We start from the raw sequence: 26,978 nt of genomic DNA, 5'->3' as shown, positions 1-26,978 counted from the left end.
ATAAAACTGTAACAAAGGGTTAGCTTTATTGTCTATATACATATCAATCAAAAAAACTATAATGACTTTTAAAACACAAAAATTACAATTATTAGCAATCATTATATTGCTTCAATTAGTATCAATCAATGGATTTTCACAATCAAATAATGAAACAAATACTTTAAAGGAAATCATATTTAAACAAGACAGTTTAATGTTTAATGCCATGTTCAACACACATGATGTTAACTATGTGAAGAATAACATTACGTCGGATATTGAGTTCTACCATGATAAAGGCGGCAAAACTGGAAACAATGCGAACGATTTGATAAAGACCATGGAACGCATTTGGAAAAAAATGGATGCTGGCGAAAAGCCTTGGTTGCGTAGAGAACTCATTGAAGAAAGTTTTGAAGTATATCCAATAAATAACTATGGCGCAATGCAAGTTTCTGACCATAAGTTTTATGAAAGACAAGCCGATGGGTCAGAATTATTAGTTGAGACAGCAAAAATCATTCACCTCTGGAATGAAGCTGAAGAAGGTTGGAAACTTGAAAAAATTTTAAGTTATGATCATAAACCTGTAAATTACTTCAGTTTCGAAATCAATGCTGCTTTGGAGCAAAAAATCGAAAGCTGGATGAAGGAATATAAAGTTCCTGCTTTTAGCGTTGGGCTTATTAATGACGGAAAAATCACCTATTCAAAAACCTTTGGAGTGCAGAGTAATGGTGAAAAGGCAACCAATAATACGGTTTTTAAAGTGGCGTCAATTACTAAACCAGTAGTTGCAACAACAGTCTATAAATTAGTAGATATGGGATTATGGGATCTAGATGAACCATTGCATAAATATTGGATTGATTCAGATATTGCTAATGACCCAAGAACAAAAAAGTTGACGACACGCTTGATATTAAATATGCAATCTGGCCTACCAAATTGGAGGCATTTATCAGACTCTGGCAAATTGGCATTTATATTTAATCCAGGAGAAAACGTAGAATATTCAGGCGAAGGGTTTGAATACTTAAAGAAGAGTATAGAAGCTAAATTTAATAGACCATTAGAAAGTATTGTACAAAAAATGTTGTTTAACAAACAAGATATGGACAACATTCGGTTTTGGTGGGATGATAGTATGGATGAAAGTTTATATGCAGGAAATTATAATGCTAACGGAGAAAAATATAAAACAAATAAATATAAAGATGCTTTAGCGGCTGGTAATATATTAGCAACCGTAGATGATTATCTGAAATTTGGAGTTCATATTTTAGAAGGAGCAGACATTTCAAATACGTCATATACTGAAATGACAACGCCTCAAACTTTTTTATTTAAGGATATGGTAAAGTATGGTTATGGATGGATGTCTGTAAAAATAGAATCTGGAGATAAAATATTGTATCATGATGGTAGAGACCCCGGAGTTCGTACCATTATCCAATTATATCCCGAATCAAAACAAGGATTGGTTATTTTTGCAAATGGCGATAATGGTGATAAATTGTATTTTGAATTATTAAAAGAGCTTTCTCCAAACACAAAGAGTTTTGTAGATACTTTAAATGAAGTAAGAAGAATCTATAAGGCAGAGGAGAAAACGAAAAAACAGGATTAATAGAAATAATATAAATAAAATAGAATCTCGATTTTAACTTGGCCTCATAAAATTTTGGTAAAACAATAAGGTGAAGTGAGCGTACATATTTTAGGGGTTTAGTAATACAGTTTCTTATGAGTTTCAATTATAAAAAGGATTTCAAAGCAATGTAAACGAGTTACAATGTTTCCTAAAATATAGCGAATGAGCCGTTAATTGTTTCCAAAATTATATGCAGCCTTGAATTTTTGTTTCTTTTGTTTCAAGACACTATTTTACAGAATTGATTGATTATCAATTTTTAAAATACCTAATAATGAAACATTAAAAGAAAGCTTCAATTAAAAGAATAAATATAACAAGTGCATAGAATTTTATTTTTCTTAAAATTTATGCTCTTGTGGCAATCCACGAGAATCGTCTGAAATTTTTTATTACGTACATTTTTTATCGAATAAGCGATTTATAATAAGAGTAAAAAGGTTAGCTTTTATTTTGGCGTTGGCAAGCGTTTAGTCCCGAAGCTTCGGGAGTGTTTAAAATAAATTGCCATAAGCAATTTGTATTTATAAAAGCAATCGAGCGTTTGGCAGCGGCTATTTTACATAACGGCTAATTATAGATACAAATGTTTTAAAAAACTCTGCGAAGCAAACCGATTATTAGTTTAATGACCCAAGTTCCAATTATTCTAATGGAAACGAATGCTTCTGGGATATTTTACATAATACTACATTATAGCTATCAAATGGAAACAATGACTTAAACAACACAATGAACATTTGTACTATAATGTTCTGCGTTATGTCACTTTGCTTTGAGACAAAGCACACAATACTGGTGTATCTTCTTTAAAAAGTTTTCTTACCTAAAGGTTAATTAAAAATGTGAATGGAACACTCTTTACAGCGTTGGCTGGGGTAGGGTGGAGATAAAGTGTGTGTAAAGGTATAATATGAACAAAGTTTTATACTTTTATAGACTTATGAAAGAAGGCAAGTTTGACTTTAATTTAGATATAATTCCTAGTCCTCAAATAGTTAAAAAATTCTATTTGCTGGACTATTTCCTTATTTTATTGCAAAGTTGTAGTTTATCCAATGAATATCACAAAATCTTTTCCAAATTTAAACTGCTTAAAGAAAAGGAGAGACTTGGAGAGTCAAAATACAGAAAATTAGTAATTGACGAAAGTGAAGAATTATCAGAAACACAGGTCAAAAGATATATGTATACTTTTGATCAAGTAATTATTGAGTCTGAAAATTGTGGATTAATTAAAAAAAAATCAAATCAAATACAATTAACCAAAAGAGGTCAAAAGTGTTTGATACTTGCAGATAATAGCAAACGAATATTCTACAACGAGTTATTAGCAATCCTTGAAGCAAAGTATCATTCTTTTTATCAGTTGTTAAATCTGTGTTATAATCAAAATAAACAAAAAGGAGGTCTTTTAATTTTTCCTATTTATTCGCCCCGTAAACTTGGATTTGATAAGAAAGAAATGCACACTACTTATCATATTTTACAATATTCTTATAAGTTAAGGTTAAGATTAGAAAAGGATATTGAATCAAACTTTGGTAAGAAGAAATCACTTAAAAATTTTGAGGATGAATTATTGTTGAAATTATTTGAAGACAAAATAATATCTAATATTAAAGATAAAAAATTTAACAAAGCTAAGTACAATTCAATAATTAGTCGTTTTCGTAAATATTGGCTAAATATTTTTTTAAAAGAAATTTATAAATATCCTTACTCTTTCGAAACTTTTAATATCTGGGTTGAAAGGGGTAAACAATTAGGAGTTATTCATACAACTGAGTTTTATCCTAATTTTGACGGAAGGCTAGTTTACCCTACATCTGTTATATTGAAGAAAAATTCGAGTTTAGATTTAGTGAATTCCTACAACTATTCAGATGGACAAAGCTTATTTATTCATAAGCCTAAATGGAATAATGGGAATAATCCTAATAGATTTTTTGAGGCATTGACCAATGCATATTTTGATTTAAAAAATAATCGAAAAACTACATTTATTAGAATAGCTGACTTAAGAGAGAAAGTTTGCTACAAAATGAGAATACCAACTTTTATTTTTAATGAATTCTTAGAATTAGCCTACAATGAAAATTTAAAAGGAGAAACAAAAATTAAAATATCATTAGAGGCAGACAGACTTCCTCACGAAACTAATGCAATGTATCTTAAAAGGGAACCTGTGATAATTAACAACCAACAAAAGAACATCGTTGCTATTGACTATAAAAAACCCTAATATGAGTAATTTATTAAAAAAACCGAAAAAGGAACATCCTAAAGATAAACAAGCTAAATATGAGAGCTTAAATCTAATAGAAAATCCATTTCCTAACACACCTTTTGTCAATAAAGAAAATGAGGACAATAGATATAATGGGCGAATATATGAAGCTAAGGTAAGAGAAAAAGAGCATCATAAAATTATTGAAAATTTTATTAAAGTTCCACAAGTAGATCAGAATCATATTAGATTAGGCTATATACTTGATCATAGTTATGTAGGACGTGGAAATGGTAAATCCGCATTTGCATTAAATTTAATTAATGAAATAAATGAAGAGTACTGTCTAAATATTTCGAATGAACTTAATAAATGTTTTGGACTTCATTTAAGTCCTGAGCCTGGTGGAAGAACTAAAACTTTTTTCAGCTTTGTAGATTTGATATTTGATGCAATTATACAGAAAGGGATAATCAATTATTGTTTAGCCTCTTTGCGATTAGCATCAATTAATGAAATAAAAAAAGATATAACATTTGATGATTTAGATGAAAATGAAATAGTAGAACAATTGAATAACTTGTATTGGTTTCAACAAAATGATGTTGAAATAGCGGAAGTAACTAAAGGATACTATGAACACGAAAAATTAGACAAAATTAGTAGTTCTTTTCCATTAAATAGAGACAAAAACACTTTTTACAATAATGTGTTAGTTACTCAAAAAGACTTCAAAAAGTATTATTACGAAGTTCTCAAAAAAGGTAAGGAAAGGATGAATTTTGTATTTAATGATTTAGTTTTATTTTTTCAAGCTGCTGGTTTTAATGGAGCATATTTTATAGTTGATGATTTTGAAAGGATTCCAGATTTTCAAAGCGAAAAACTCAAGCAAGAATTTGCTTTAGAGCTTAGGACAAATTTTTTTGATGGGATTTTAGAAAATGCTAAAATTGGTTTTTATAATTTAATTTTAATTTTACACGCAGGAGTGCCTAGACTTGTTGAAAAAGCGTGGGGTGTTTCAGGTATGCATAGAAGAAGTCCTATGAGTGAAGATGAAGCTGAACACATAGTAAAATTTGACAAGTTAAGCTATGAACATACAAAACTGATGCTAGAAAAATACTTAGAAGAGTATCGATTAAATAAGTTGCCAGAATCATCAATAGCTCCCTTTACAGAAGATGCAATAAAAATTATTGGAGAGAAATCTGAAATGAATGCATCGACAATTCTTGAAAAAGCATATTCCTTAATCGAATCAGCTGTACGTGATGAAGTGTCCAAAATTGATGGTGAATATGTACAAACTAAGCTAGGAAAAAAAGACGAAGAAACTAAAGAGGATATTAATGATATTCTCGATGGAACCTCTGAAGATTTATTTAAAAAATCCAAAGAAAAATAATTTGCATCACACATTAAATATTAAAGAACTACAAGAGATACTTCTTGTTGAATGTTTTAAATCAAAAAAATATGATGATGATTATGCATATCTCTCTGTTTTATTGTCAGACTCGTTATGTTGGGATAGAAGTTTAACATCTATCAATCATTTATTATCAAGAGTTTTAGAAAGATTTGAATCGCGTGGAATAAATACTAAACAAGCATTACAACATATAATTAGTAGGTTGGAATACAGTGATTTTAATATTCAAGAGGCTGATAAATATTTTATTGAATCACTTTTCAAAAATGATAGAGTGGAAGGATTAGCATTAGAAGATGATTTGATCATTGCACAAAACAGAATAACTAAATGAATACAAAACTTTACGTTGTAGATACTTGCGCACTCATTTCATATTTTAACACATCGTTTATAGGTTCTCAGGTTTCAATATCTCAGGAGTCCTTAGATATTATAGACTTAGCATTCCACTCTAATGATGTTAAGTTGATTTTTCCAGCTACTGTTTTCATTGAGATATTTAAGAAATGGTTCACGACCTTAGAGGAAATTGAGCGTATTAAAGCAGAAGTATACAATGTGATAGCTGAAAAAGAAAATATGGAAATTCAACCCTTCGATTTAGAGATACTTGAAAATTTCCTAGATATAATTGACATCGAAAAAAAACATAAGTTTGATAATCACGACAAACAAATTCTAGCTAGTGCTATGACTATGCAGTGCCCATTAATTACATCAGACCAGAGGATCGATAGATATAATAAGCGGAAAAAAGTAATTCCAAATGTTTTTATGTAGTGATCTACGGCCTCAGAAAACTTTGGTAAAACAATAAGGGAGTTGAGCGTTAAGCGCTTTAGAGAGTTAGACCAAAATAATCTTAATAGTCACGAGTGTTTCAGGCTCGTTCTACATAAATCTTAAGACTAACAAAGACTTTCTAAAGTGTAGCGAGCGACCCGTACATTGTTTCCAAAGTTATCTGAAGCCTTGATTTTTTGTTTCTTTTTTCATCAAGGAAAAAAGATAAGAATAAACTATTGACAGTAACAATCTTAAATGCAACAGCCAGAAATTTATATATTAGACTTCGCTAAAAGTGAACTTGAAAAAGCCAAGTTTACATTAATTATAGACTCCGCAATATTCTATTTGACAGCTACTTTACCAGCACCTATTGTAAACTTGTATCCAAATTGTGCCTGAAAAAAACTTGACCCTCTAGCATTAATATCATCAAAGGCTCTAAGTCTTAGAAAGATAGCATTGTGTTTTTTCTTTGCTGGGTAATATGAAACTTCCGCCTCTGTCCGCAAAACACCAAAAGAATTTGTATTACCTAAACCGTTCACATCGTTATATTGAGACGTATTGTAAGAATCAAATTCAATTGAGTAATCAAAGGCAAAATTTTTAAGTCGTCTAAATTCAAAGCCAAGTCCTGTACCAAAACCAAGAGTAGTGTAATCCTCTGTTTCTTCATTTAATCTAACTTTTGCAGTTTGATATCTAGTAGAAAAATACCATCGTACCTCAAAAGGATCTTCTTTTTTAAATTTAAAACTTAGTAAGTCTAACGTTAGCCCTGTGTTAAAATAAGCTCTTTCTATTATAGAGAGGTTATCATCTATTTCTTGATTATTCATATCTCCCATCGAAGTCTCAATAAACCTATCATCGTCATCAAAGCGGGCATAGGACACGTAAGGTTTAATTTTCTTAAATAAGAAAACACTAGAATTGCTCATATTATATGTAAACAAGAAAAAATCTGCCTCACCCTCAATTTGGGCTATTCCATTTTCATTATTATTAGAAAGGCCAAGAACATCGGTATATGCTCGGAGATCTATGACATTATTAAGAGCTGTTGATTGTCTTAGTTCATAATAATTAGGACTTTTTTCATTTGTTTTTTCTAACTTATCTGTTTCTTCATTTTTATTCTTTAATGGAAAACTGAAGCTTACATTGTTTGGAACATAATTTCCATCAACACCATATGAATATCTCAATACATCAGAAATTCTTAAGGTATATTTGCTTAGATCAAGATTTACATCCGTTTGCTGAGCAGTATAATTAATAAAGTTAAGCGCGCTCACACGATTAAATCTTAAAAGAGATATTGGCGTTCGATTCTCGAATACGTGCGTGTTATTTTTTTCATCTTTAAGATATACGCGTAAGTCTCTTACGCTACCTTCATATAACTCAAAATTAATTCTATCAAATTTTAAATATTTATATGTCACTAGAGTAGTATCTTTTAAATTATCCTTATAAACTATTGAATCTAATTTTATAGTTTTCTTATTATCAATTGCCTTCTTTTTTATTTTTTTTTTGAGTTTTATTGGTATTACCGCTTGATCGGCAGGAAACCAAAATGTACCAAAATGTGTTTCTGAATCTGAATCAGCAACATTATTTAAAATACTGCTGGCAACTGGATTATTAATAACACTGTCCTCAAGAATAATTTTTTCTTCACCAAAAAGATAATAAGTGACCGGATCTTTTTTAACTGCCGTATCTGGTTCTTCAATTATAAATTGGTTTGTTTCGCCTACGTCACTCCAATTATAATTTTCAGGAAAGCTGATATATTTTTGAATTGAATCTTTATGTACACCCTTGAGAGAATAAAAGTCAACACTTGTTTGCCCAATTTTAATTACAGAATCAAGCTTTTTCTTGGATTGTAAGAGCAGTGAATAAGAATTAGGTACATCTTTTGAAAAAATTGAAGTTAAAGAATCAAGTTTCCTTTTATCATCTTTGAAAGTTTTAAACTTTTTGGAAATTATACTGTCTTGAACAGCTAAATCAGTCTTTGCTTCTGTATTGTAATTTATCTGACTTTGCGCATAAGCACTCGTAAAAACGATTAATAAAAAAAAAATATTCCTCATAACTGGTTAGGTTAATTGATTGAATATAAATATAGAATATTTTTCAACTTATAATATACCCTTTAATGGGTATTTATTTTTTCTGACTATGCAATCTAATATCTTGAATTTTTTGATTTTGATTATGAATAAGGCTATCAGTGATTTCAACGCGATTAGAAACAACTTATATCGACGAACTCTCTTAAAGTTTTTATTATTCATCAAGGAAAAAGAAAGTGCAAGAAACTTTTATCTTTACAATTGTAAATGCAACTGCCAAAATATCAAATACTAGATTTCATTAAAAGTGAATTTGAAAAAGCCAAGTTTACAATAACTCCAGACGAAAGTAGAGTAGAGGGTCTAGATTTTATAATTTTTAGTCCTAAGGGCAAAGAAATCAATCTACATCTACAATCAATAAATCTTGACAAAGAAAAAACTATCAAAATTCTTAAATCAAATTTAGGAGTAATTACTTCAAATCGTTTTCTTGGCTTAGTTTTAATCATTGAGAATGAACCAAGAATTTTCTATTTAATTCCAGCAAAAGCATTAGCAAAACCAGATAACAGAATATTCTTCGAGAATAACGTATCTATAATGCCGCATTTAAGTAATTGGGAAATCAAAATTTTTACATCGGCAATTCCTGAGCTTGCCAAGTTTGAGATTAGTAATTTCTATAGTAGTGTTGATTAAATTTAAATTATGAATTATACAAGATTGGAAACCGTTAAGCAATTGAATTGGGAATTTTCGAATATTGAGAATCTTTACAAAAGCAATTGTGTTAATTGGAAAGGTAAAACTAAGGATACTTATGAATTATTTACCGAAATTATTTCAAATGAGATAATACAAAAAAAACATTTATTTGAGGAATTAAGTACTGTAACAAGGCTAGCTTCGTATCAAACAGATAATCACAGCAAATTTAAAATTGATAACAATAGCAATCGAGATGAAGAAAAATTTGCAAAAAGAATTACTGGACTAAAATTGGACGGTTTAGGATTAATTAAAGATTATCAAGTACCTATAAAAAACTCCAGAGAAGATAAAGGTTTAGGAAAAATTGATTTAATATCATTTAATGAAGAAAGCTTAACCTTATATTTAATAGAACTTAAAAATGAAGGCAATAAGGAAACATTATTACGAGCAAGCCTTGAAAGTTATACTTATTTTAAAATAATTGATAAGGATAAATTAATAATAGATTTCTTTAATGCTCGGAACATTCAAGTAAATAAGATAAATGTCAAGTCGGCTGTATTAGTAACTCCTAAATGTACGGCGCATAAAGAATTAATAGAAGTTAATTTGGGTGAAAGACCAAAATTTAAAGCTTTGGCAAATTTTCTTGATATTGATTTTTTTTCTGTGGAAATTTCAACTAACAAGTTTATCTTTTAATAAATCTTAAACAAAAGAACTACACGAGTAAGTGTAAAGAAATTTACGTTGGCGGATGTGTGGCTTAAATTTTTTACTCTTACGGGAAACCATCCATAATTCTCTTAAAAAACTTTTACTGCACAATTGCCCAGAATATGTGAGTATTTCAAACAATAACTAAATATGCTTTGTGTGCGGCTGCAAGCGATGGCAAATTGTGTTTTAAAAATTTATGGCAACGCCTAAATATTTTAAAAAAGCAATCGAGAGCGAATGCAGTCGGCAATTTTACATAACGGCCAATTATGGTACATTACGACGAATCTTCGAGTTAGACCAAAACCAAAAAGTTTAATGACCCCCAGATAATATTTAATGAAACTAACCGAGTATTCAGGGATATTTTACATAATATAGAATTATAGCTACACAGACGTTTTACCAATGAAACTAACATAATAAACAAAATGTACTATAATTTATATTATGTAAAATAGAAAATATTAGGATTAAGTATATACCTTACTTTCTATTCTATATATTAAAAATAAAAATTTATAACCTGCGGAAACTATAAAATCACTTTAGATTTCTAAATTGACAGTACGTAGCTTTAATTTTTTTAATTCAATGGTTTTATAATTACCGTTTACTAATCTTATTACCGGTAATTTGCTTTTGGCGTGTAGATTTAAACGTTATAATACCATTAGGTCTTTTTGCTTCATGTTTAATACTTACGCCGCTATTAACTCTTTTACGCCATCTATTAAAACTACTACGCTTTAATGTTTTGCGCATTACCTTAATAACTTCTCCTTCAGGTAAACCAAATTGAAACTCAATAGCCGAAAAAGGTGTTCTGTCTTCCCAAGCCATTTCTATAATACGGTCTAATTCACTCTCGTTAAAATCATATGTGGCATCTCTGCGCTCTGTTAATGGTTCCATTTTTCAAAGATAAAATGTTTAACATATTAATCATATACTTAAACAGGTTAAACTTTTATTAAATGATTATAATTTTAGCGTTATATAAATCAAGAGTTTTTATAACATTTCGTTAACACCGATAGCTCATTTAAACATAAATTCTCGGTGCTATAAGCAGTACCTTTGCGCTCATGCAAAAGCCTACAAACCCAACCTCCCAAACTGAGTTTATCGCACTTATGGCAGCACTTATGGCTGCAGTAGCATTAGCTATTGATGCCGTATTACCTGCGCTAGATGCAATAGGAGTTGCAATTAATACAACTCAAGTTGCAGATAATCAATTTATTATTCTTGCAATCTTTATGGGGCTTGGTATTGGGCCACTTTTATTTGGAGCCCTATCAGATGCTTTAGGAAGAAGACCCTTAGTATTAGTAGGGTTTTTCATATTTATAGGAGCGAGTTTTATTTGTGTTTTTGCACAAAGTTTAGAGGTTATGATTATAGGTCGAGTACTTCAAGGCGTAGGTCTTTCTGCTCCTCGTACTATGGCAATTGCCATTATACGTGATAAATATAGTGGCGATTATATGGCACGTATTATGAGTTTTGTAACCGTTGTTTTCTTATTAGTACCAGTCATTGCTCCTGCCCTTGGTAAATTTGTAATGGATGCATATAATTGGCAAATGATTTTTTACGCGCAGCTTTTTTTCTGTGTAATAGTAGGCGTTTGGTTCTATATGCGACAACCCGAAACATTAATTGAAGCACATCGTAAAAAATTCTCTTTTAAAGAGATAGCAAAAGGATTCCCTGAGGTTTTAAAAACCAAAAGTAGTATGGCATACACCTTAATTTGGGGATTTGTCACAGGCTCATTTATGGTTTATTTAAGTGCATCTCAACAAATATTTAGAGACCATTACAATCTGGAAGAAGAATTTCCCTTCATTTTTGCAGGGCTTGCAATCACCATTGGAGCTTCCACATTTTTAAACGGAACTTTAGTTTTAAAATTTGGAATGCGTCGTTTAGTCACATTTGCGTTATTTTCATTTTTTGGCGTCTCAACCTTATACATTCTATTGTTTTCTAGTGGTGTAAATCCGCCAGTAGAAGTTTTAGTTGGTTTCTTTGCTATTCAATTTTTCTCAATAGGTTTTCTCTTCGGAAATTTGAGATCATTGGCAATGCAACCATTGGGGCATATTGCCGGAATAGGCGCTGCTATAACGGGCTTTATCGCTACATTTATGGCAATCCCCATGAGTGCGTTTATAGGTAGGTTTTTAGCAACCTCTTCCCTCCCACTATTTATTGGATTTGCTGTTTGTTCAGGAATTTCATTAATAATTTTATTTGGAACAAAACGTTTTTTAACTTCGGAAATGTAACATCAATTAAATATATTGACAGCTATCGCTGAAGGCACATTGTACTTCACTTCTTGATTTAGTTATACTATAAATTCAGTTTTAAAACAGCTGTATTTTTACATTTCAATAATTCACAGTGTTATTGTTTTTAAAATTTCAGTATAAAAAAATCCCCAATGCTAATTACCAACATTGGAGATTTGTAATTTAAAACGAAGGTATCATGTTCGGCTCATTTTCGCGTAAGCTAAAGACTATTGCTCTAAACGCATCATTGATTTAATATTTACAAACTCCTTGATTCCAAAGCCTCCGTGTTCTCTCCCATATCCAGAATCTTTAACACCACCAAAAGGCATTGTAGGTTCGGCAAGACCAAAACTATTGATAAAAACCATTCCTGTATCAAAGTGATTTTGAGCCATTTCAAAGGCTTTATCTTCATCTTTACTAAAGATTCCGCCACCAAGACCAAAACGACTATCGTTTGCAATTCTCATTGCATCTTCATTATCTTTTGCTTTTATAATAGAAGCTACAGGTCCAAAGAGTTCATCATCATAAGCAGGTTGTCCTGGAGCTACATTTTCTAAAACGGTAGCAGGATAATACAACCCTTTACCGTCAGGTATTTTACCACCTACAGTAATAGTTGCACCATTTTTAACACTTTCTTCTACTTGGCTATGTATTTTTTCTCTCAGGTCTTTTCGAGCCATTGGTCCCATGCCCATATCTTTATCCATAGGATCTCCCACTTTTACATCACTCATCCCTTTTACAAATGCTTTTTTAAAGTCTTCGTAAACACTTTCAACAACTACAAAACGTTTTGCTGCAATACAGGTTTCTCCGTTATTATATATACGGCCTTGTACACATGCCTTAGCAGATTTTTCGATATCTGCATCGTCAAAGATTAAATACGCATCATTACTACCTAATTCTAGTACTGTTTTCTTTAATGCTTCCCCGGCTCTTTGCCCAATTATTTTTCCTCCAGCAGAACTTCCAGTAAAGGTTACTCCACGCACTTTATCGTTCGCAATAACATCATCAGATTGCTTATGGTCTATAAGAAGTACTGTAAATAAGTCTTTAGGTAAACCTGCTTGTTCAAAAATTTCTTTCAACATTAATCCACTACCAGTTACATTTTGAGCGTGTTTTAAAATAACACCATTTCCTGCCATTAAATTAACAATTGCGTATCGTATAGCTTGATATAATGGGTAGTTCCAAGGTTGGATACCATATACAATACCTATAGGTGAAAAGGAAATTACCCCTTTACCTCCATTTTGAAGTTCACGTTCATCATTCGCTAACATGTCTGGTCCATTTTTAGCTGTGTACTCACAAATTCCTGCGCATAATTTAACTTCTTGGAATGATTGTTTTATGACCTTTCCCATTTCAGAAGTCATTAAGTTTGCATATTCTTCTCGGCGTTCCATTAATTGCTTACCAATTGCCGCAATAACTTTAGCTCTTTCTTTAGCTGGTACATGTTTCCAGTCTTCAAATGCTGCATGACAATTATCAATAGCGTCATTCATCTCATCATCTGTCATATATGTATATTCTTTGATGACTTTTTCGGTAGCTGGATTTATGGTTCTAAATCCTCCTTTTATTTCTCTTTCTTTCATGTTTTTTATTTTTATCACTTATATTTTATAAAAACTTATAAGTGTGTTGTTAGATATTTCTTTATAATTTAAACTTAGTTATGACGGAATTAATTCTCTTGTTTTTGCATCATAATCGGTATATCCTTCTTTTCCTTGTGTATAAAATGTGTCTTTATCCCAGTCTGATGTTGCAACATTTTCTCTAAAACGTCCCACTAAATCAGGGTTTGAGATATATAATTTTCCAAAGGCAACTAAATCTGCATTACCAGCTTTAATTACTTCATTACCTTTTTCTTGGTCAAAGCCAGTGTTAATCATTAATGTTCCCTTATACATAGGACGGTATCTTTTTGCGATTTCTGTTTCTGCAAATTTTACGTCACTTACATCTGTAAAAGGTTCGGATAGATGAATGTATGCTAAATCATATTCATCACTTAGTTTTTTAATGATATAGTCAAAAGTAGGTATGGTGTCTTCCACAACTTGCATCCCAAAAGTTCCATGTAAAGATGGATTAAACCTTGCTCCTATTTTATTTTCTGGAATTACTTTTTTCATTTGGTCCAAGGTTTCAAAAAAGAAACGAGCTCTATTTTCAATACTCCCTCCATAATTATCTTCACGCTTGTTACTAAAACTGCTAAAAAACTGGTGGAATAAATAACCGTTTGAAGAGTGAATTTCTACACCATCAAAACCAGCTTCCACAGCATTTTTAGCAGCTTGAACAAATTCGTTTTGAGTTTCTTTAATTTCGGTTATACTCATAGCTTTAGGAGTTACCGTTTTTTTCTCACCGTCTGGTGTAAACACTTCTTCTTCTGGATTGATTGCTGAAGGAGCTATTGGTAAATTTCCATTATGAAAATCAGGATGCGATATGCGCCCTACATGCCATAATTGAATAAAAATTCTACCTCCAGCATCATGTACTTCTTGCGTAACTTTTTTCCAGCCTTCTATTTGTTCTTTATTATGTATTCCTGGAGTATAAATATATCCTACTGCCCTTTCAGAAACCTGCGAACCTTCAGTAATAATTAGTCCTGCCGTGGCTCTCTGCGCATAATATTTTGCATGCTTATCTGCTGTAGGTGCAGTATGTTCATTATCTGCACGACTTCGAGTCATTGGAGCCATAATAACTCTATTAGGTAATTCTAGTGTTCCCATAGTATGGGATTTCAAAATTGGTTGTAATTCTTTCATAGTTTTTTTCTGAAATTTTAAATAATTGAAAAACAGGTTAAGTTTATTCTTCCTCACGTCTTGAAACTCGCTCTCCAGTATTTTCAATCTTGTTGCGCATATTATCCATAGCATCAGCGATTTTTTGTTTGTCTGTTTCTGAAAGTGGTTTTTCAGACAGTTTTACATTTCCATTTTTAGCAACTTCTAAATTTTCATCTCTAGCTTCTGCATTAAAATTTGAAGATTGTCTATAATCTGATTGAAAATCTGCGTGATCTTTTTTTGAAGTATCCATAATAACTAATTTTTTTGTTCACTATAAAATTAATCATTGGCTGTTTTAAAGAGTGTTGAAGAAACCCTAATTGAGAAATATTTAACGTGATATTATATAAGTTTAAAGTTTTTAATATTTCCGAAGAAAAAAATGTCCTATCTAAAAAAAGTAGACGGGACATTTAATATTGTAAGTATTATAGTGAGCTACTCTAATGGTTGTTCATCATCACTTAAATTATTAGTCTCACTAAAATTTCCGTTGAAGGAAAATTCTCGTTGAAGTTTGCGTTCGCTTTTAGGAGTTTCTTGTTTTGCTAAATCTTCAGGTAAATCACTGTTGTCTCCTCCATAATAACCTAACGCTAATGCGGTGGCTACATGATAATCGTTCGTAAAATCGAATTCTTTTAAGGCATCTTTAAACTTTACGCCTGCCATTTGATGAACGGCAATACCTAAATGCTGTGCTTGTACAGTTAACATTGCAGAAAATGCCCCTAAATCATGTAGTGCATGGAAATTTTCTTCTCCATCTGGGTTTGTTTTTTTAAAAGCACCAAGCATTAAAACGGGTGCATTTTTTGCCCATGATTGATTAAACTCAACAAGAACGTTGTAAATACGATCGTAGGTTTTGCTACCTTTTATACCCCAAATAATACGCCACGGCTGAAAATTATTACTGCTCGGAGCCCATCTTCCAGCTTCTAAAAGACTTCGGATTTCAGTTTCAGAAACTGTCATATCACTAAAAGTCCTTGGACTCCATCGTTCAGCTAGCAATGGATGAATTTCAAATTTTGTGTCTTTCTGTAGTTTGGTTTTATCTTGCATGTATACGTTTTTGTTTAAATATACGCCCCAATTGTTCTACATAAAATTGTTTTACTTTTGTTTAACGCAGATTAAGATAGTTTAACATTTAAATAATGAATACTTACAGACCACTGAGGATAAAGTAATATTTAAGATTTGATTTTTAGTTTATTAGAAGTCTTTTCAAAAATTAGAGTGTTTTTTACTCTTACTTAAATCTTTCATAAAAACAGATAAAAATTTTTTCTACTATTTGAACTCTTGTATCTTTAAAGAACGAATTTTAAAATGACGACCTATGAACATTAATTTTGAATACAAAGATGTGTCTGCTAGTAAAAGACTTGAGGCACTTGCAGAAGAAAAACTGAATAAGCTTGAAGATAAATTTGATTTTATCGTTAATGCAGATGTATATTTTAAGAAAGAGAATACAAGCTCACCTGAAAAGGGAATGATTTGTGAAATAAGAATTAACGTTCCTGGTACTACAATTTTTTCTTCTTCTAATAACGGTGCTTTTGAAGTATCATTATCAAAAGCAACAACTGAAGTAAAATCACAATTACAACGTAGAAAAGATAAAATGCAAACGCACTAACGTATATTTTGTATTTTGATAAATAAAAAGCCCCAAATTGGGGCTTTTTTAATTTGTAAATAACTCGTTTATTTTTATTGTTCTACTCTAGCAAGTGGTTGAATTTGTTGTCGTACTTCTTTATATTTTTTTAATTGTAATCTTGTCAAAATATCACCCATTTCTGCAATTTCGTTTTGTCTTAATGCAAACAACATATCTAACTTTTCTTTTCCATTATAATTTGCTTTAATTTTATCTGCGCTAATGATAAACTCTTCAACTTTTTTTTCAAACAATAAGCGTTGATTAGTATCCATAATGAGGGCTTCATTATATTTCTCAGTTAAATCTTTTGCATTTTCTTCACTGTTATTAGTTCCATTTTGCAAAAAGGTGTTTTGAGATAACGTAGTTATTGAAACCATTAATGCTAAAATTGTAATTATATTTTTCATAATATTTTATCTTTAAATATAAAATACAAATCAAAAAGCAAAACAAAAATCACTTTAAAACTCTTTAACATAAAAAGTTAAAAAAATTAAAATTGATAATATCCACATTTTAAATAAGAACCTTCATTAAATGTAACTGGATGATCAACATCATGTGTTGTTTTTAAAAGCGTTGTGTAGCTTCTATTGCTTTCATCAAGCACTTTTTCATTACTTCTAAAAAAAGCTGCGCTTGATATTCTAGAGCTGCAAGATGCAAGTACTAACAATCCTCCACGTGCGGTCAATTTTACTCCCAATACTGCCAATTGACGGTATTTTTTTAATGCTACGACAATTTCTTTTTGGCTTTTTGCAAAACTAGGTGGATCTATAACAACAACATCAAACCGCTCGTTGTTTTTAATAAGGAGTTCCATCTCGTTGAAGGCGTCACCAGCTATTGTTTTATGGGAGCCACTATGTTTATTAAGTTTTGCATTATCTTTTGCTAATTGTAGCGCTTGTACACTTATATCAAGACTGGTGACTTCTTTTGCGCCTTTTGCTAAAGCATGTATTGAAAAACCGCCAGCATAGCTAAAAACGTCAAGAACACGCTTTCCTGTACTCATTTGCCCTACTCGCTTTCGGTTTTCGCGATGGTCTAAAAAATAACCTGTTTTATGACCTCTAATAACATTTGCAGAAAAATTAACGCCATGTTCTTTGAACACAATTGTTTCGTTTGTTAAATTTCCGAAGAGAATAGCGCCGTCTTTTAAAATGCTATTAGTGTCTTGTTGTAAAATTCTGCTTAATCGTAGCACCACCGTTTTTGCTTTTGATACTTTGATGAGAGATTTTACAATAAGCTTTAAATATGGATACCAGATTGCGCTATACAATTTGATAACGAGTACGTCTGCGTACACATCTGCGATAAACCCTGGAAATCCATCATTCTCTCCAAAGAGTAACCTGTAGCTATTAGTATTTGTTTCTAATAATGATTTTCTAAGCGTGTACGCGTATTTTATTTTTTTATTGAAAAAGTTTTCATCGAGTTTAGTACCACCATCGTGGTGAACCATTTTGATAGAAATAGGAGATTTTGGGTCGTATAAACCTACTCCCATAACGTTATTTTTGTTATGGCTAAAAATAATGGCTATATCTCCAGGTTCACCTTCCTTATTGACTTTTTCAACGCTATCACTAAAAATCCAAGGGTGTTTGTCTCGTACACTGCGTTCGCCCGTAGTTGAAAGTTTTACGGCTAATACCTTAGGCTTAATAACGGGTAATATGATGTTGAACATTAAAGATTTTTGGTTAAATTTTTCTGATATCTGCTCTGTACTAAATCAACTATTACGAGGATTGCAATCACAAAATAGAAAGTTGTTTTACTCATAGGTGTAATATGATTTCCAAAAAGTGATAAGTGTGCGATATGACCACCTTCACTCAGCAACATAATACCTACAATAAATAAAATAAAAAGTCCAAGAACCTCATACATACGGTTCTTTTTAAGAAATTCGGTAACTTTTCCACTTAACCAGATCATTAATAAACCTCCTATAATAATGGCTACAGCCATTACCCAAAACACGTCTGTCAATGCTATTGCACCAAGGATGGAATCAAAAGAGAAAACAATATTCATTATAATAATAGAAGTAATAATCATTCCAACAGATTTTGGCTTCTCATCAATTTTAGCATGGGCATCAAGTGCCATCATGTGCATGATTTCTTTTACGGCAGTGTACATTATAAAAGCACCACCAAAAAGAACAATTAAACTATGAATATTAAATTGCCCTTCTACAATACCTGTCCAATCAATAGAAAATATGGGATTTTGAAAAGCTGCAATCACTTCTAGCAGCACAAATAGTAAAACAATACGTAGTACAATAGCAACACCTATACCTATGTTTCTAACTCGAGCTTGTTTTTCTAAAGGAGCTCTTTTTGACTCTAGCGAAATGTATAATAAATTATCAAGCCCTAATACTGCTTGCAACATTGTTAATAATCCTAATGTAATAAAATTTTCAATTGTAAATAGTCCTTCCATATCTATTTCCCGCAGAGACGAGAATCCTTTTAATAGTAAAACACCAATACTTTAAGCTGTTTTACATTAGTTAGTAATAGTTTAAAATTTCCGCAAAAGCGAAAACATTTTTATTCTACTTATTTAATTTAGTTTGAATAATCGCAATAGCATCGTTTATTGTGCGTAATTTTTCCATGTCTTCATTCGCAAACTCAACGTCAAAAGTATCTTCCACATCAAGTACAACATCCACTAAATGAGCTGAGTTAATGTTTAATTCTTTTGTTAAATCGCTGTCTGGATTAATATTATTTTCATCAATATCCTCTGGCAAATAAGTTTTAACAATAGGCAATAATTTTGCGTAAATCGCTTCTGAAGTCATGCGGAAATTTTAATTTTTAAATTTTTCTAAAGATAACACACGCATTCACATCTCCAAAACCAAAACTTGCTTTAACAGCGGTTTTAATCTCTGCGGAAATACATTGCACCGGAATTTTTTGAGCATCAATTATAGTACTAATTTCAGGGTTTAAATTCTCACAATTAATATTCGGAAATATAAAACCTTCATTCATTTGAATAATTGTAGAAACCGCTTCAATACTACCACTAGCTGCGAGACAATGCCCTGTCATACCTTTAAGCGAATTGATATATGGAAAATCTAATCCTTTTCTATTTAAGGCTTTTGACCAATTTTCAATTTCTAAAGCGTCTTTTGTTGTAGCTGTTAAATGCCCGTTGATATAATCAATTTCAGAAACATTAATACCAGCATGCTCAATCGCTTTTTTTATACATCGTTGTACTGCTTCGCTGTTAGGTGCGGTCATACTTCCAGTACCTCTATGACCTCCACTATTTACGTGACCGCCAAGAACTTCGGCATAGATTGTTGCACCTCTTTCTTGTGCGCTTTCTAATGATTCTAACAACAAAGCTCCTGCCCCACTTCCTGGAACAAAACCCGAAGCTGTTGCGCTCATTGGTCTCGATCCTTTTTCTGGCTCATCATTATATTTGTATGAAATGACTTTCATTGCATCAAATCCTCCCCAAATGTATGGACCATCTTCACCACTGCTCCCACAAAGCATTTGAGTTGCTTGTCCATTAGCAATACGTTCATACCCCATGATGATCGCTTCTGTTCCTGTAGCACAAGCTGCACTATTTGTTGTTACCATATTTCCTGCACCAATCATTCCGCTCAAATATGCACTAACGCCGCTCATCATTGTTTGAGCTACTGCGGTACTCCCTAATCTACGTACATTAGCATCATCTATTTTATAAATTGATTCTCTAAATTTATCGACTCCGCTTGTAGAAACACCAAACACGATTCCAAGATTCCAATTAGGGGTATCTTCTTGATTTTTAGTGTTTATGCCTGCATCTTTTAAAGCATCCATTCCAGCGATAACACCGTATAAAATTCCGTTAGCGTTAAAGTTTCTAAGTTGTAATTCGGTAAAATATTCCCTCTTTTTTTCTTCGGAAATTTCTGGAATTCCACCTATTTGACAAGAAAATTTCATTTGCTCCATTTGGGGCTGAAAACGTATTCCTGAAATACCTTTTTTAATTGATTTAGTAAATGCAGGAAGTCCTACTCCGTTAGGTGCACATATACCCATTCCTGTTATGACAACTCTTTTTTTGATATTCTTTGTTTTAAATTTTAATTATTGATGACCAATTTTATTAGCCAATCATCCCGCTTATTTCTCCAAGAGCAACAACTTCGTTTTTTTCATTGAGCATACGCACTTTACATTTTAATTTGTTAAACCTGAAGTACATTTTTTCTGAAACCACTTTTACCTTTTCTCCTGGAAATACCGGTTTATAAAAGTCAATATTAGTAGTTGACATTGCTACACTTTGATGTTTTAATATTTCGGCTTCCATTAAAAAAATACCTAAACAAACTACACCTATTTGCGCCATACATTCGGTTAAAATTACACCTGGAGTTATGGGGTTATTTTTAAAGTGTCCTTTATAAAAGAAACTGTCTTCTTTGAATTTATAAAACCCAGTTGCTCCACTTTCATTGACCTCACTCAGCGAATCAACAAAAAGAAATGGAGTTGAATATGGCAATTTAGCAAGTATATTATCTAGGTCCATTTCTTATTTTCTATTGTTTTATAATATCGATTAACGGTTTTTTATCTTTTTTATATTTTGTTGGCATATTAAGAAAAGGCTCCATTTTAAATTTGAAAATACTATCTGCTTTAAAATACCAATAGATGTCCCTTAAAACTCCTTCTTTAGTTTCTAAATTATTGTCGGGGAGGTAATTGATTGCAAATTGATTTTCAGATTCCTTATACCAAATTCCTAATGTTTCTAAATCCTTTTCGCTTTTATAATTTAATTCTATTTTAACTTGAGTCTTTGTTTCGGTTTCTGTGATTAAAATTGTTTTATTGACGAAATTTTTTAAGTCATTTGCCCAATTCAAATTCTCTATATTATTCTTATTTAATCTATGCCATTCACTTTTTACAAGCTGTTTATCATCTTCTGATTGTAAAACTGTAAATAATTTTTCCAGTACAATTTCAATCTTACTATTTACTGGGTCAATAGTTACGGTAGTAAATTCTGATGCTATTTGTCCATTTTCTGTAGCAAAGAAAGAACTTAATACATAAAATATGACTCTAATTTGTTCCATAGTCTCACTTTAAAAATCCATCATCATTTTAAACTTTCTCCCCCATCAACTTTTAAAACATTTCCATTGATCCATTTTGCTTCTGGTTGTGCAAGTAACCATACAGCATTTGCAACATCTTCTGGCATTGTCATACGATTAAATGGATTACGTTGCGTGGCTCCTTTTGCTAATGTATCACTTTCTGGAATCATATTAAATGATGGCGTTTGTGTTACTCCAGCTTGAATACAATTTGTAGTAATCCCAAGCGGTGCCAACTCGACTGCCATTTGTCTCATTAAGGCTTCAAGTGTGGCTTTTGCTGCAGAAACTGCTCCATAACCATTCCATACCTTGGTGTTTCCTTCGCTAGTAAATGCGATGTTTCTCATTTGAGCAACTATTTTATTTTCTTTAATTAAAGCTTGCGTCCATTGCCACCAACTTGTAGCCATGGCGTGTAATGTGATATCTAAATCTTCTTTTGATAATGTACTATTCTCAGATACTAATGGCTGTAAACTGCCCTTAGCAATGCTATGAATTAAAATGTTCACACTGTCCTCAGGTAATTTTTTAAGAACTGTTGTAATTGTTTCTTTTTTCAATGCATCCATATTAAATGTAATTACTTCAACTCCGTAAGTTTTCATTAAATCTATTTGTTTGTCAAAAACATTTAGGCTGCTTTTTCTGTCACGATGTACAATGCAAATATTGTAACCAGAAGTAGCGAGTTTTTGTGCAGTAGCAAGTCCAAGGCCGCTACTACCTCCTAAGATTAATACATAGTTTAAATTGCTCATTTATCTTCTATTAATTTTTAAAACTCAAGCAATACGCGTTGCGCCGAAAATCCTGGACCAAAACTCAACATCAATCCTAGTTCACCTTTTGTCACATCTCTTTCCATAAATTCTTCTAAAACGTACAGTACTGTTGCACTACTCATATTCCCATATTTACGTAAAACTTCTTTTGTATCATCTATGTTTTTTCCAAGGCTCCCAAATAACTCTTCAACCGTTTGTACAATTTTTTTTCCCCCAGGGTGAAATATCAAATGGTCAACTTGTTCTATTTTTTTTCCTGCTTTTTCTAAAAAAGGGTGTACAATAGCAGGAAAATGATTGCTAATTGTTTGCGGAACTTCTTTATCCAGAATCATCTGTAAACCTGTATTTACAAGTTTAAATCCCATCATTGTAGTCGCATCATAAAAATGATACATTTCCTCAGCTAAAATTTTAGGACCTTTATCTTCATCATTTGAAGATAACAATACGCATGCAGCACCATCACCAAAAATTGCAGCGCTCACCACATTTGTCATTGAATAATCATCTAATTGAAATGTTGCTGTTGGAGCTTCAATTGCAATGACAGCCGCTCTTTTTCCTGGATTTGCTTTTAAAAAATTTTTAGCATAAATAATACCTGAAACTCCTGCTGCACAACCCATTTCTGTTACAGGTAAACGCACAATGTCTTGACGCATTTTAAAATCGTTTATTAAATATGCATCAACAGATGGAATCATAATGCCTGTACAACTTACTGTAATTATAAAGTCAATATCTGTTGGTTTCCAGCTAGTTTTTTTTAATGCATTTGCTAATGCTTGACTCCCTAAATTTTTTACTTCGCGAACATAAATGTCATTACGTGCCTCAAAACTAGGATTTGTAAATACCTCAATAGGATCCATAATACTATAACGCTTATCTACACCGGCACCTTCAAAAATTTTCACCACTTTACGTTTAAAACGGCTATCTTGGTTGATCATCCACTGTTCTACGAAAGGAATAATTTCTTTTGTTTCTCTAAAGTATTTAGGAAGTTGTTTTGCAACTGCTGTTATTTTTACTGGCATATATTTTTTAAGACATTTATTAAAATAAATATTTATACTTTCAAAGTATTGGTAATTTAAAACACTAGTTATTAGAATATAAAATCCATTGATATCTAAAGGCCCATTTCCATTTTATAAATGATTTTTGATTATGGATATTATTAGCAAGTTCAATGAGTTCTTCTTTTTTAAAACTTCTAGCCACAGACACAAGCCCATCATGTTTAGCAATCTTAGTTTTTATAAAAATAGCACTAAATGCTTTAAAAAGTTTAAAGGCAATCTTACTTCTCTGTAAATCATTTACAACTATACCAATTTTAGATTGTTTGTTTAAAAGTTTTAAAATTTGTGTAATCTTCTCATTGCTAAAATGATGTAAAAAAAGTGTGCAAAGCGAAATATCTATATTTAATGTTTTTATTTCTTCAGAAAAAATATTTAAAGTTTGATATGAAATTTCAGGATAGTCTATGGATCTCTTTTGGGCTTCTTTTAAAATAAAGGGGTTTGCATCAATACCAATTAAGGAAAAATTATAGTCTAATTTCCGAAGATAATTAGCGCATTTTCTTAATAATTCTCCATCACCACAACCTATATCTGCTATTATTATAGGTTTTGAAATATTGTGGCTTTTGAGTAATTTTTTTATTCCGTCAATAGTAATGTTTGTTCCGCCAAGTAATGAATTTACTTTTTTTAAATCTGTTAAAAGTGTTTCCATCTCTTTTCCTTGCAGATCAAAATTATCCATTATTTCGGACTGCTTTGAACGCTGTGTGTTTGAAAATGTAATCATATTGTTACGTTCCCGTGTGTACGTTTAATAATGTGTTGTAGGATTGAAGGTGCTAATTTGGCTGCTTTAAATACAGTATTTGCTAGCGTAGGTTTCAATAATACTCGTTGTATGAGGCTTCCTGTTTTTAGACGATTTGAAAATGTTTTTTCCCATTGTTGTGTGTAGGTTTTTTCTATAAAATCTCTAGTCTTTAAGTCTTTAAATTTTATGAATATTTCTGAAAACAACTTAGCGCTGTGAATGGCCATTGCCATACCATTTCCGCAAAGTGGATGAATCAATCCTGCACTATCCCCTATCATTACAATGTGGTTTTCTACCAGTTTTTTATTCTGAAATGAAACTTGACTAATAGTTAATGGTTTTTCAAATAACATTTTAGAGTTATTGAAAAAATGGTTTAGATGAGGGTTTTTAGATAATTCTTTTTTCTGAAATGTATCAATATCACCATGTTTTTTAAACGAATTAAAAGTTGTCAAATAACAAGCATTAACGGCATTAGTTTCGGTCTTTGAAAGTCCGCAATAGCCACCATTAAAATTATGTAATGCTACTTTATTATTTGGCATATCATATTCATAATGTGCTTTGACACCTAACCAAGGTGATTTTTGCTTAATAAAATTTCGGTTTAATTTAATGTCTAAATTAGAACGTTTTCCAAATGCGCCCAAGATATAAGACGAGGTGTATTTTTTATTACCACTGGTTTCCACCCTAAAAATTTCCGAAGAAAAGTTTATATCTATCACGGTGTCAATTAAAAATTGGCTGGTTTTTGAAGCTTTTTCAAATAGCAACATATCTAACGTGAACCTACTCATTCCAAAACCTCCCATGGGAAGTTGGGTTTTGATGGATTTGCCAGCATTAGTTGTTATTTGAAACTGTGTAATACTTTTTGCTCCATGAGTTAATGGAAAAATACCCAAATTATTTAAATATGGAAGTACTTCATTAGATACATACTCACCACAAACTTTATGATGAGGAAATTTGTATTTTTCAATTACTAAAACTTTGATGTTATTTTGTGATAAATGGAGCGCTGCTGTTAGTCCAGCGAGTCCACCTCCAATTATTATAACATCAAAATCTGTTGTATTATGCATTAATTAAATATCGGAATACTTTCAACAAGAAAAAAACCCATTCATAAATAAAATGAATGGGTTTAAAAATATACTAAAATACTTTTTAATTTGCTTGATTTTGTGCGTCTTGCTTCATTTTTTCATTAGGAACAATTACAATGTTCACACGACGATTCATAGCACGACCTTCTGCAGTTGCGTTATCACCCATAGGTGATTGCTCGCCATACCAGTTTGTAGTAAATCTACTTGAACTAAGACCTTTAGTTCCTGTAAAATAATTAGTAACAGACATCGCTCTATTTTTAGATAATGTCATGTTATTGACATCACTACCTACACTATCTGTGTGACCTACAACTAGAACATTTGTATCTGGATATTCAATAAGTACACCAGCAAGTTTGTCAAGAGTAGATTGTGATGCACTGTTAATATTATATTTTGCGGTTTCAAAATAAACACCACTGTTTTCATCAAATGTTACAACAATACCATCATCAACACGCTCTACCTTAGCACCTGGAATTTCAGTCTCAATTTTTTGAGCTTGCTTGTCCATACGGTTACCAATAAGTACACCAGCACCACCACCAACTACACCACCTATAACAGCTCCTAACTCTCCATTACCACCTTTTCCTATATTATTACCTAATATAGCACCAAGTACTGCACCTCCAGTGGCTCCAATTACGGCTCCTTTTTGTTTGTTGTTAGCATTTCTAGTTGCCTCACAACTTGTCATTCCTGCAACTAAGACTATGCTCATTGCTAAAATCGATATTTTTTTGATATATGTTTTCATAAGTTTGGTTTATTCGGTTTTTGAAAAATTCATTTTGAATGCAAAAGGTTTACCGTCTAGCATTACATTTTGTTCCCACTGCATATTTGACTCACTTAATTGTGTAAGACGTACTCTGAAACCAATATTTGTATCAGATTTTCCTTTTTCATTAGTTGGTTTTAGTAGAAAGTCATAATAACCACTTTCTGCATCAACTTCTTGAATTGTGAATACAAAATTTCTATCTCCATTTGGGCATGAATCACCTCCAATTGAGTAAACACCAGTATTGTTATTAGGAATAAAACGCCATAAACTTCCTTCAAAACATTCTTTTGAAGTGTCATTAAATACCGTCATATTGTAAGTTCCTGACTGATCGTAAGTAATAGTGTTAAGCAGCCATTGTCCTTTTATAACTTTTTTTGATTGAATTACTGTTTTAGGAACACCACAAGAAATTGCGGCGAATCCTAAAGCAATAAGCATAACTAATTTTTTCATAGGTTGTAGTTTTAATTTAAATTAAAATTATTTTCTTAGAATTCTCATTAAAAGAGATACAACTAGTATAACTAAAAAGATGTAAAAAATAATTTTTGCAATACCTGCAGAAGCTCCAGCAATCCCACCGAATCCTAATACAGCAGCAATAAGTGCAATAACTAAAAAGATAATAATCCAACGTATCATAATGTTTGTTTTTATTGTTAGTAATACTTCAAATTTATAGTCATACAGCTTTAGTTGTATACAGTTTGTATGAAGTTTAACTATAAATGTTAAATGATTAAAACCCTTTGGTTTTATGGTAGTACATTGAAAATACTAA

General features: G+C 31.5%; 29 protein-coding genes. 9 read left to right on the top strand and 20 right to left on the bottom strand.

From position 1 onward, the window contains the following. Positions 1 to 61 precede the first annotated feature (61 nt). From GB234_RS09650 to GB234_RS09630, 5 genes are all read left to right on the top strand, one after another. A complete protein-coding gene (locus GB234_RS09650) occupies positions 62 to 1,612 on the top strand; it encodes a serine hydrolase domain-containing protein (RefSeq protein WP_151894351.1) in 1,551 nt (516 codons plus the stop codon). 967 nt (positions 1,613 to 2,579) lie between these two features. Beyond that, the gene (locus GB234_RS09645; RefSeq protein ID WP_151894350.1) at positions 2,580 to 3,881 is read left to right on the top strand and encodes a hypothetical protein; all 1,302 of its coding nucleotides are present in this window, start codon (positions 2,580 to 2,582) and stop codon (positions 3,879 to 3,881) included. A gap of 1 nt (position 3,882) precedes the next feature. Continuing rightward, positions 3,883 to 5,277, top strand: coding sequence for a hypothetical protein (locus tag GB234_RS09640; RefSeq protein WP_151894349.1), 1,395 nt, complete (start codon positions 3,883 to 3,885; stop codon positions 5,275 to 5,277). Further along, on the top strand, positions 5,234 to 5,638 hold the full coding sequence (locus GB234_RS09635) for a hypothetical protein (RefSeq protein WP_151894348.1): 405 nt from the start codon (positions 5,234 to 5,236) through the stop codon (positions 5,636 to 5,638). The genes GB234_RS09640 and GB234_RS09635 overlap by 44 nt, the downstream gene beginning before the upstream one ends. Next, positions 5,635 to 6,087: a PIN domain-containing protein gene (locus GB234_RS09630; protein WP_151894347.1), complete on the top strand. Its 453-nt coding sequence runs from the start codon at positions 5,635 to 5,637 to the stop codon at positions 6,085 to 6,087. Before GB234_RS09635 ends, GB234_RS09630 begins: the two co-directional genes overlap by 4 nt. Before the next feature lie 350 nt (positions 6,088 to 6,437). Here the strand turns inward: GB234_RS09630 and GB234_RS09625 are convergent, their stop codons facing one another. Further along, positions 6,438 to 8,204 carry a hypothetical protein gene (locus tag GB234_RS09625; RefSeq protein ID WP_151894346.1) on the bottom strand — a complete coding sequence of 589 codons (1,767 nt, stop codon included), beginning with the start codon at positions 8,202 to 8,204 and terminating at the stop codon, positions 6,438 to 6,440. A 249-nt stretch (positions 8,205 to 8,453) separates the two neighbouring features. On the opposite strand from GB234_RS09625, the gene GB234_RS09620 reads away from it, so the two are divergent. Both GB234_RS09620 and GB234_RS09615 read left to right on the top strand, forming a co-directional pair. Beyond that, positions 8,454 to 8,888: a hypothetical protein gene (locus GB234_RS09620; RefSeq protein WP_151894345.1), complete on the top strand. Its 435-nt coding sequence runs from the start codon at positions 8,454 to 8,456 to the stop codon at positions 8,886 to 8,888. Between the two features lie 9 nt (positions 8,889 to 8,897). Then, positions 8,898 to 9,605, top strand: a complete 708-nt coding sequence (locus tag GB234_RS09615) for a hypothetical protein (protein ID WP_151894344.1) — start codon at positions 8,898 to 8,900, stop codon at positions 9,603 to 9,605. Positions 9,606 to 10,229: 624 nt separating this feature from the next. On the opposite strand, the gene GB234_RS09610 is transcribed toward GB234_RS09615, so the two are convergent. Continuing rightward, the gene (locus GB234_RS09610; RefSeq protein WP_151894343.1) at positions 10,230 to 10,538 is read right to left on the bottom strand and encodes a TIGR03643 family protein; all 309 of its coding nucleotides are present in this window, start codon (positions 10,536 to 10,538) and stop codon (positions 10,230 to 10,232) included. A 173-nt stretch (positions 10,539 to 10,711) separates the two neighbouring features. Between GB234_RS09610 and GB234_RS09605 the strand changes: the two genes are divergently transcribed. After that, positions 10,712 to 11,920 carry a multidrug effflux MFS transporter gene (locus tag GB234_RS09605; protein ID WP_151894342.1) on the top strand — a complete coding sequence of 403 codons (1,209 nt, stop codon included), beginning with the start codon at positions 10,712 to 10,714 and terminating at the stop codon, positions 11,918 to 11,920. A 236-nt stretch (positions 11,921 to 12,156) separates the two neighbouring features. Here the strand turns inward: GB234_RS09605 and GB234_RS09600 are convergent, their stop codons facing one another. The 4 genes from GB234_RS09600 to GB234_RS09585 form a co-directional block, all read right to left on the bottom strand. After that, complete coding sequence (locus GB234_RS09600) at positions 12,157 to 13,554, bottom strand: NAD-dependent succinate-semialdehyde dehydrogenase (RefSeq protein ID WP_151894341.1); 1,398 nt, start codon at positions 13,552 to 13,554, stop codon at positions 12,157 to 12,159. Between the two features lie 78 nt (positions 13,555 to 13,632). Then, a complete protein-coding gene (locus GB234_RS09595) occupies positions 13,633 to 14,751 on the bottom strand; it encodes an alkene reductase (RefSeq protein ID WP_151894340.1) in 1,119 nt (372 codons plus the stop codon). A gap of 43 nt (positions 14,752 to 14,794) precedes the next feature. Then, complete coding sequence (locus GB234_RS09590; RefSeq protein WP_151894339.1) at positions 14,795 to 15,028, bottom strand: hypothetical protein; 234 nt, start codon at positions 15,026 to 15,028, stop codon at positions 14,795 to 14,797. A 188-nt stretch (positions 15,029 to 15,216) separates the two neighbouring features. Next, positions 15,217 to 15,846, bottom strand: coding sequence for a nitroreductase family protein (locus GB234_RS09585; protein ID WP_151894338.1), 630 nt, complete (start codon positions 15,844 to 15,846; stop codon positions 15,217 to 15,219). A gap of 280 nt (positions 15,847 to 16,126) precedes the next feature. Between GB234_RS09585 and hpf the strand changes: the two genes are divergently transcribed. Then, the gene (gene hpf / locus GB234_RS09580; RefSeq protein WP_151894337.1) at positions 16,127 to 16,429 is read left to right on the top strand and encodes a ribosome hibernation-promoting factor, HPF/YfiA family; all 303 of its coding nucleotides are present in this window, start codon (positions 16,127 to 16,129) and stop codon (positions 16,427 to 16,429) included. Between the two features lie 74 nt (positions 16,430 to 16,503). Here hpf and GB234_RS09575 read toward each other — a convergent pair whose 3' ends face one another. From GB234_RS09575 to GB234_RS09510, 14 genes are all read right to left on the bottom strand, one after another. Beyond that, positions 16,504 to 16,866: a hypothetical protein gene (locus tag GB234_RS09575; RefSeq protein ID WP_151894336.1), complete on the bottom strand. Its 363-nt coding sequence runs from the start codon at positions 16,864 to 16,866 to the stop codon at positions 16,504 to 16,506. 86 nt (positions 16,867 to 16,952) lie between these two features. Beyond that, a complete protein-coding gene (locus tag GB234_RS09570) occupies positions 16,953 to 18,167 on the bottom strand; it encodes a class I SAM-dependent rRNA methyltransferase (RefSeq protein WP_151894335.1) in 1,215 nt (404 codons plus the stop codon). Beyond that, positions 18,167 to 18,934, bottom strand: a complete 768-nt coding sequence (locus tag GB234_RS09565; protein WP_151894334.1) for a TerC family protein — start codon at positions 18,932 to 18,934, stop codon at positions 18,167 to 18,169. The genes GB234_RS09570 and GB234_RS09565 overlap by 1 nt, the downstream gene beginning before the upstream one ends. A gap of 115 nt (positions 18,935 to 19,049) precedes the next feature. Then, positions 19,050 to 19,301 carry an acyl carrier protein gene (locus GB234_RS09560; protein WP_151894333.1) on the bottom strand — a complete coding sequence of 84 codons (252 nt, stop codon included), beginning with the start codon at positions 19,299 to 19,301 and terminating at the stop codon, positions 19,050 to 19,052. 16 nt (positions 19,302 to 19,317) lie between these two features. Continuing rightward, positions 19,318 to 20,589: a beta-ketoacyl-[acyl-carrier-protein] synthase family protein gene (locus tag GB234_RS09555; RefSeq protein ID WP_151894332.1), complete on the bottom strand. Its 1,272-nt coding sequence runs from the start codon at positions 20,587 to 20,589 to the stop codon at positions 19,318 to 19,320. A gap of 40 nt (positions 20,590 to 20,629) precedes the next feature. Beyond that, on the bottom strand, positions 20,630 to 21,058 hold the full coding sequence (locus GB234_RS09550; protein WP_151894331.1) for a 3-hydroxyacyl-ACP dehydratase FabZ family protein: 429 nt from the start codon (positions 21,056 to 21,058) through the stop codon (positions 20,630 to 20,632). A 10-nt stretch (positions 21,059 to 21,068) separates the two neighbouring features. Further along, positions 21,069 to 21,614 (bottom strand): hypothetical protein, encoded by a 546-nt coding sequence (locus GB234_RS09545; protein ID WP_151894330.1) that lies wholly within the window; start codon positions 21,612 to 21,614, stop codon positions 21,069 to 21,071. A 23-nt stretch (positions 21,615 to 21,637) separates the two neighbouring features. Continuing rightward, positions 21,638 to 22,402, bottom strand: a complete 765-nt coding sequence (locus GB234_RS09540; protein ID WP_151894329.1) for an SDR family oxidoreductase — start codon at positions 22,400 to 22,402, stop codon at positions 21,638 to 21,640. 17 nt (positions 22,403 to 22,419) lie between these two features. After that, the gene (locus GB234_RS09535; protein WP_151894328.1) at positions 22,420 to 23,472 is read right to left on the bottom strand and encodes a type III polyketide synthase; all 1,053 of its coding nucleotides are present in this window, start codon (positions 23,470 to 23,472) and stop codon (positions 22,420 to 22,422) included. Between the two features lie 64 nt (positions 23,473 to 23,536). Continuing rightward, positions 23,537 to 24,256, bottom strand: a complete 720-nt coding sequence (locus GB234_RS09530) for a methyltransferase (protein WP_151894327.1) — start codon at positions 24,254 to 24,256, stop codon at positions 23,537 to 23,539. Beyond that, the gene (locus tag GB234_RS09525) at positions 24,253 to 25,374 is read right to left on the bottom strand and encodes an NAD(P)/FAD-dependent oxidoreductase (protein WP_151894326.1); all 1,122 of its coding nucleotides are present in this window, start codon (positions 25,372 to 25,374) and stop codon (positions 24,253 to 24,255) included. The genes GB234_RS09530 and GB234_RS09525 overlap by 4 nt, the downstream gene beginning before the upstream one ends. A gap of 85 nt (positions 25,375 to 25,459) precedes the next feature. Continuing rightward, positions 25,460 to 26,164: a YiaD family glycine zipper/OmpA-like lipoprotein gene (locus GB234_RS09520; protein ID WP_151894325.1), complete on the bottom strand. Its 705-nt coding sequence runs from the start codon at positions 26,162 to 26,164 to the stop codon at positions 25,460 to 25,462. A gap of 9 nt (positions 26,165 to 26,173) precedes the next feature. Further along, positions 26,174 to 26,650, bottom strand: a complete 477-nt coding sequence (locus GB234_RS09515; RefSeq protein ID WP_151894324.1) for a lipocalin family protein — start codon at positions 26,648 to 26,650, stop codon at positions 26,174 to 26,176. A 27-nt stretch (positions 26,651 to 26,677) separates the two neighbouring features. Beyond that, entirely contained in the window at positions 26,678 to 26,839 is a 162-nt protein-coding gene (locus GB234_RS09510; protein WP_151894323.1) for a DUF1328 domain-containing protein, read from the bottom strand. Between the last annotated feature and the right edge of the window lie 139 nt (positions 26,840 to 26,978).

Source organism: Patiriisocius marinistellae (assembly GCF_009014635.1).
GTDB lineage: Bacteria > Bacteroidota > Bacteroidia > Flavobacteriales > Flavobacteriaceae > Patiriisocius > Patiriisocius marinistellae.
The sequence above is the reverse complement of the archived record's forward strand: the minus strand, read 5'-3'. Positions and strand labels throughout refer to the sequence as shown.

Excerpts from the sequence above, each read along its gene's own strand:
- GB234_RS09650 (WP_151894351.1), top strand. The coding sequence starts at position 62 with ATGACTTTTAAAACACAAAAATTACAATTATTAGCAATCATTATATTG.
- GB234_RS09645 (WP_151894350.1), top strand. The coding sequence starts at position 2,580 with ATGAAAGAAGGCAAGTTTGACTTTAATTTAGATATAATTCCTAGTCCT.
- GB234_RS09640 (WP_151894349.1), top strand. The coding sequence starts at position 3,883 with ATGAGTAATTTATTAAAAAAACCGAAAAAGGAACATCCTAAAGATAAA.
- GB234_RS09635 (WP_151894348.1), top strand. The coding sequence starts at position 5,234 with ATGGAACCTCTGAAGATTTATTTAAAAAATCCAAAGAAAAATAATTTG.
- GB234_RS09630 (WP_151894347.1), top strand. The coding sequence starts at position 5,635 with ATGAATACAAAACTTTACGTTGTAGATACTTGCGCACTCATTTCATAT.
- GB234_RS09625 (WP_151894346.1), bottom strand. The coding sequence starts at position 8,204 with ATGAGGAATATTTTTTTTTTATTAATCGTTTTTACGAGTGCTTATGCG.
- GB234_RS09620 (WP_151894345.1), top strand. The coding sequence starts at position 8,454 with ATGCAACTGCCAAAATATCAAATACTAGATTTCATTAAAAGTGAATTT.
- GB234_RS09615 (WP_151894344.1), top strand. The coding sequence starts at position 8,898 with ATGAATTATACAAGATTGGAAACCGTTAAGCAATTGAATTGGGAATTT.
- GB234_RS09610 (WP_151894343.1), bottom strand. The coding sequence starts at position 10,538 with ATGGAACCATTAACAGAGCGCAGAGATGCCACATATGATTTTAACGAG.
- GB234_RS09605 (WP_151894342.1), top strand. The coding sequence starts at position 10,712 with ATGCAAAAGCCTACAAACCCAACCTCCCAAACTGAGTTTATCGCACTT.
- GB234_RS09600 (WP_151894341.1), bottom strand. The coding sequence starts at position 13,554 with ATGAAAGAAAGAGAAATAAAAGGAGGATTTAGAACCATAAATCCAGCT.
- GB234_RS09595 (WP_151894340.1), bottom strand. The coding sequence starts at position 14,751 with ATGAAAGAATTACAACCAATTTTGAAATCCCATACTATGGGAACACTA.
- GB234_RS09590 (WP_151894339.1), bottom strand. The coding sequence starts at position 15,028 with ATGGATACTTCAAAAAAAGATCACGCAGATTTTCAATCAGATTATAGA.
- GB234_RS09585 (WP_151894338.1), bottom strand. The coding sequence starts at position 15,846 with ATGCAAGATAAAACCAAACTACAGAAAGACACAAAATTTGAAATTCAT.
- hpf (WP_151894337.1), top strand. The coding sequence starts at position 16,127 with ATGAACATTAATTTTGAATACAAAGATGTGTCTGCTAGTAAAAGACTT.
- GB234_RS09575 (WP_151894336.1), bottom strand. The coding sequence starts at position 16,866 with ATGAAAAATATAATTACAATTTTAGCATTAATGGTTTCAATAACTACG.
- GB234_RS09570 (WP_151894335.1), bottom strand. The coding sequence starts at position 18,167 with ATGTTCAACATCATATTACCCGTTATTAAGCCTAAGGTATTAGCCGTA.
- GB234_RS09565 (WP_151894334.1), bottom strand. The coding sequence starts at position 18,934 with ATGGAAGGACTATTTACAATTGAAAATTTTATTACATTAGGATTATTA.
- GB234_RS09560 (WP_151894333.1), bottom strand. The coding sequence starts at position 19,301 with ATGACTTCAGAAGCGATTTACGCAAAATTATTGCCTATTGTTAAAACT.
- GB234_RS09550 (WP_151894331.1), bottom strand. The coding sequence starts at position 21,058 with ATGGACCTAGATAATATACTTGCTAAATTGCCATATTCAACTCCATTT.
- GB234_RS09545 (WP_151894330.1), bottom strand. The coding sequence starts at position 21,614 with ATGGAACAAATTAGAGTCATATTTTATGTATTAAGTTCTTTCTTTGCT.
- GB234_RS09540 (WP_151894329.1), bottom strand. The coding sequence starts at position 22,402 with ATGAGCAATTTAAACTATGTATTAATCTTAGGAGGTAGTAGCGGCCTT.
- GB234_RS09535 (WP_151894328.1), bottom strand. The coding sequence starts at position 23,472 with ATGCCAGTAAAAATAACAGCAGTTGCAAAACAACTTCCTAAATACTTT.
- GB234_RS09530 (WP_151894327.1), bottom strand. The coding sequence starts at position 24,256 with ATGATTACATTTTCAAACACACAGCGTTCAAAGCAGTCCGAAATAATG.
- GB234_RS09525 (WP_151894326.1), bottom strand. The coding sequence starts at position 25,374 with ATGCATAATACAACAGATTTTGATGTTATAATAATTGGAGGTGGACTC.
- GB234_RS09520 (WP_151894325.1), bottom strand. The coding sequence starts at position 26,164 with ATGAAAACATATATCAAAAAAATATCGATTTTAGCAATGAGCATAGTC.
- GB234_RS09515 (WP_151894324.1), bottom strand. The coding sequence starts at position 26,650 with ATGAAAAAATTAGTTATGCTTATTGCTTTAGGATTCGCCGCAATTTCT.
- GB234_RS09510 (WP_151894323.1), bottom strand. The coding sequence starts at position 26,839 with ATGATACGTTGGATTATTATCTTTTTAGTTATTGCACTTATTGCTGCT.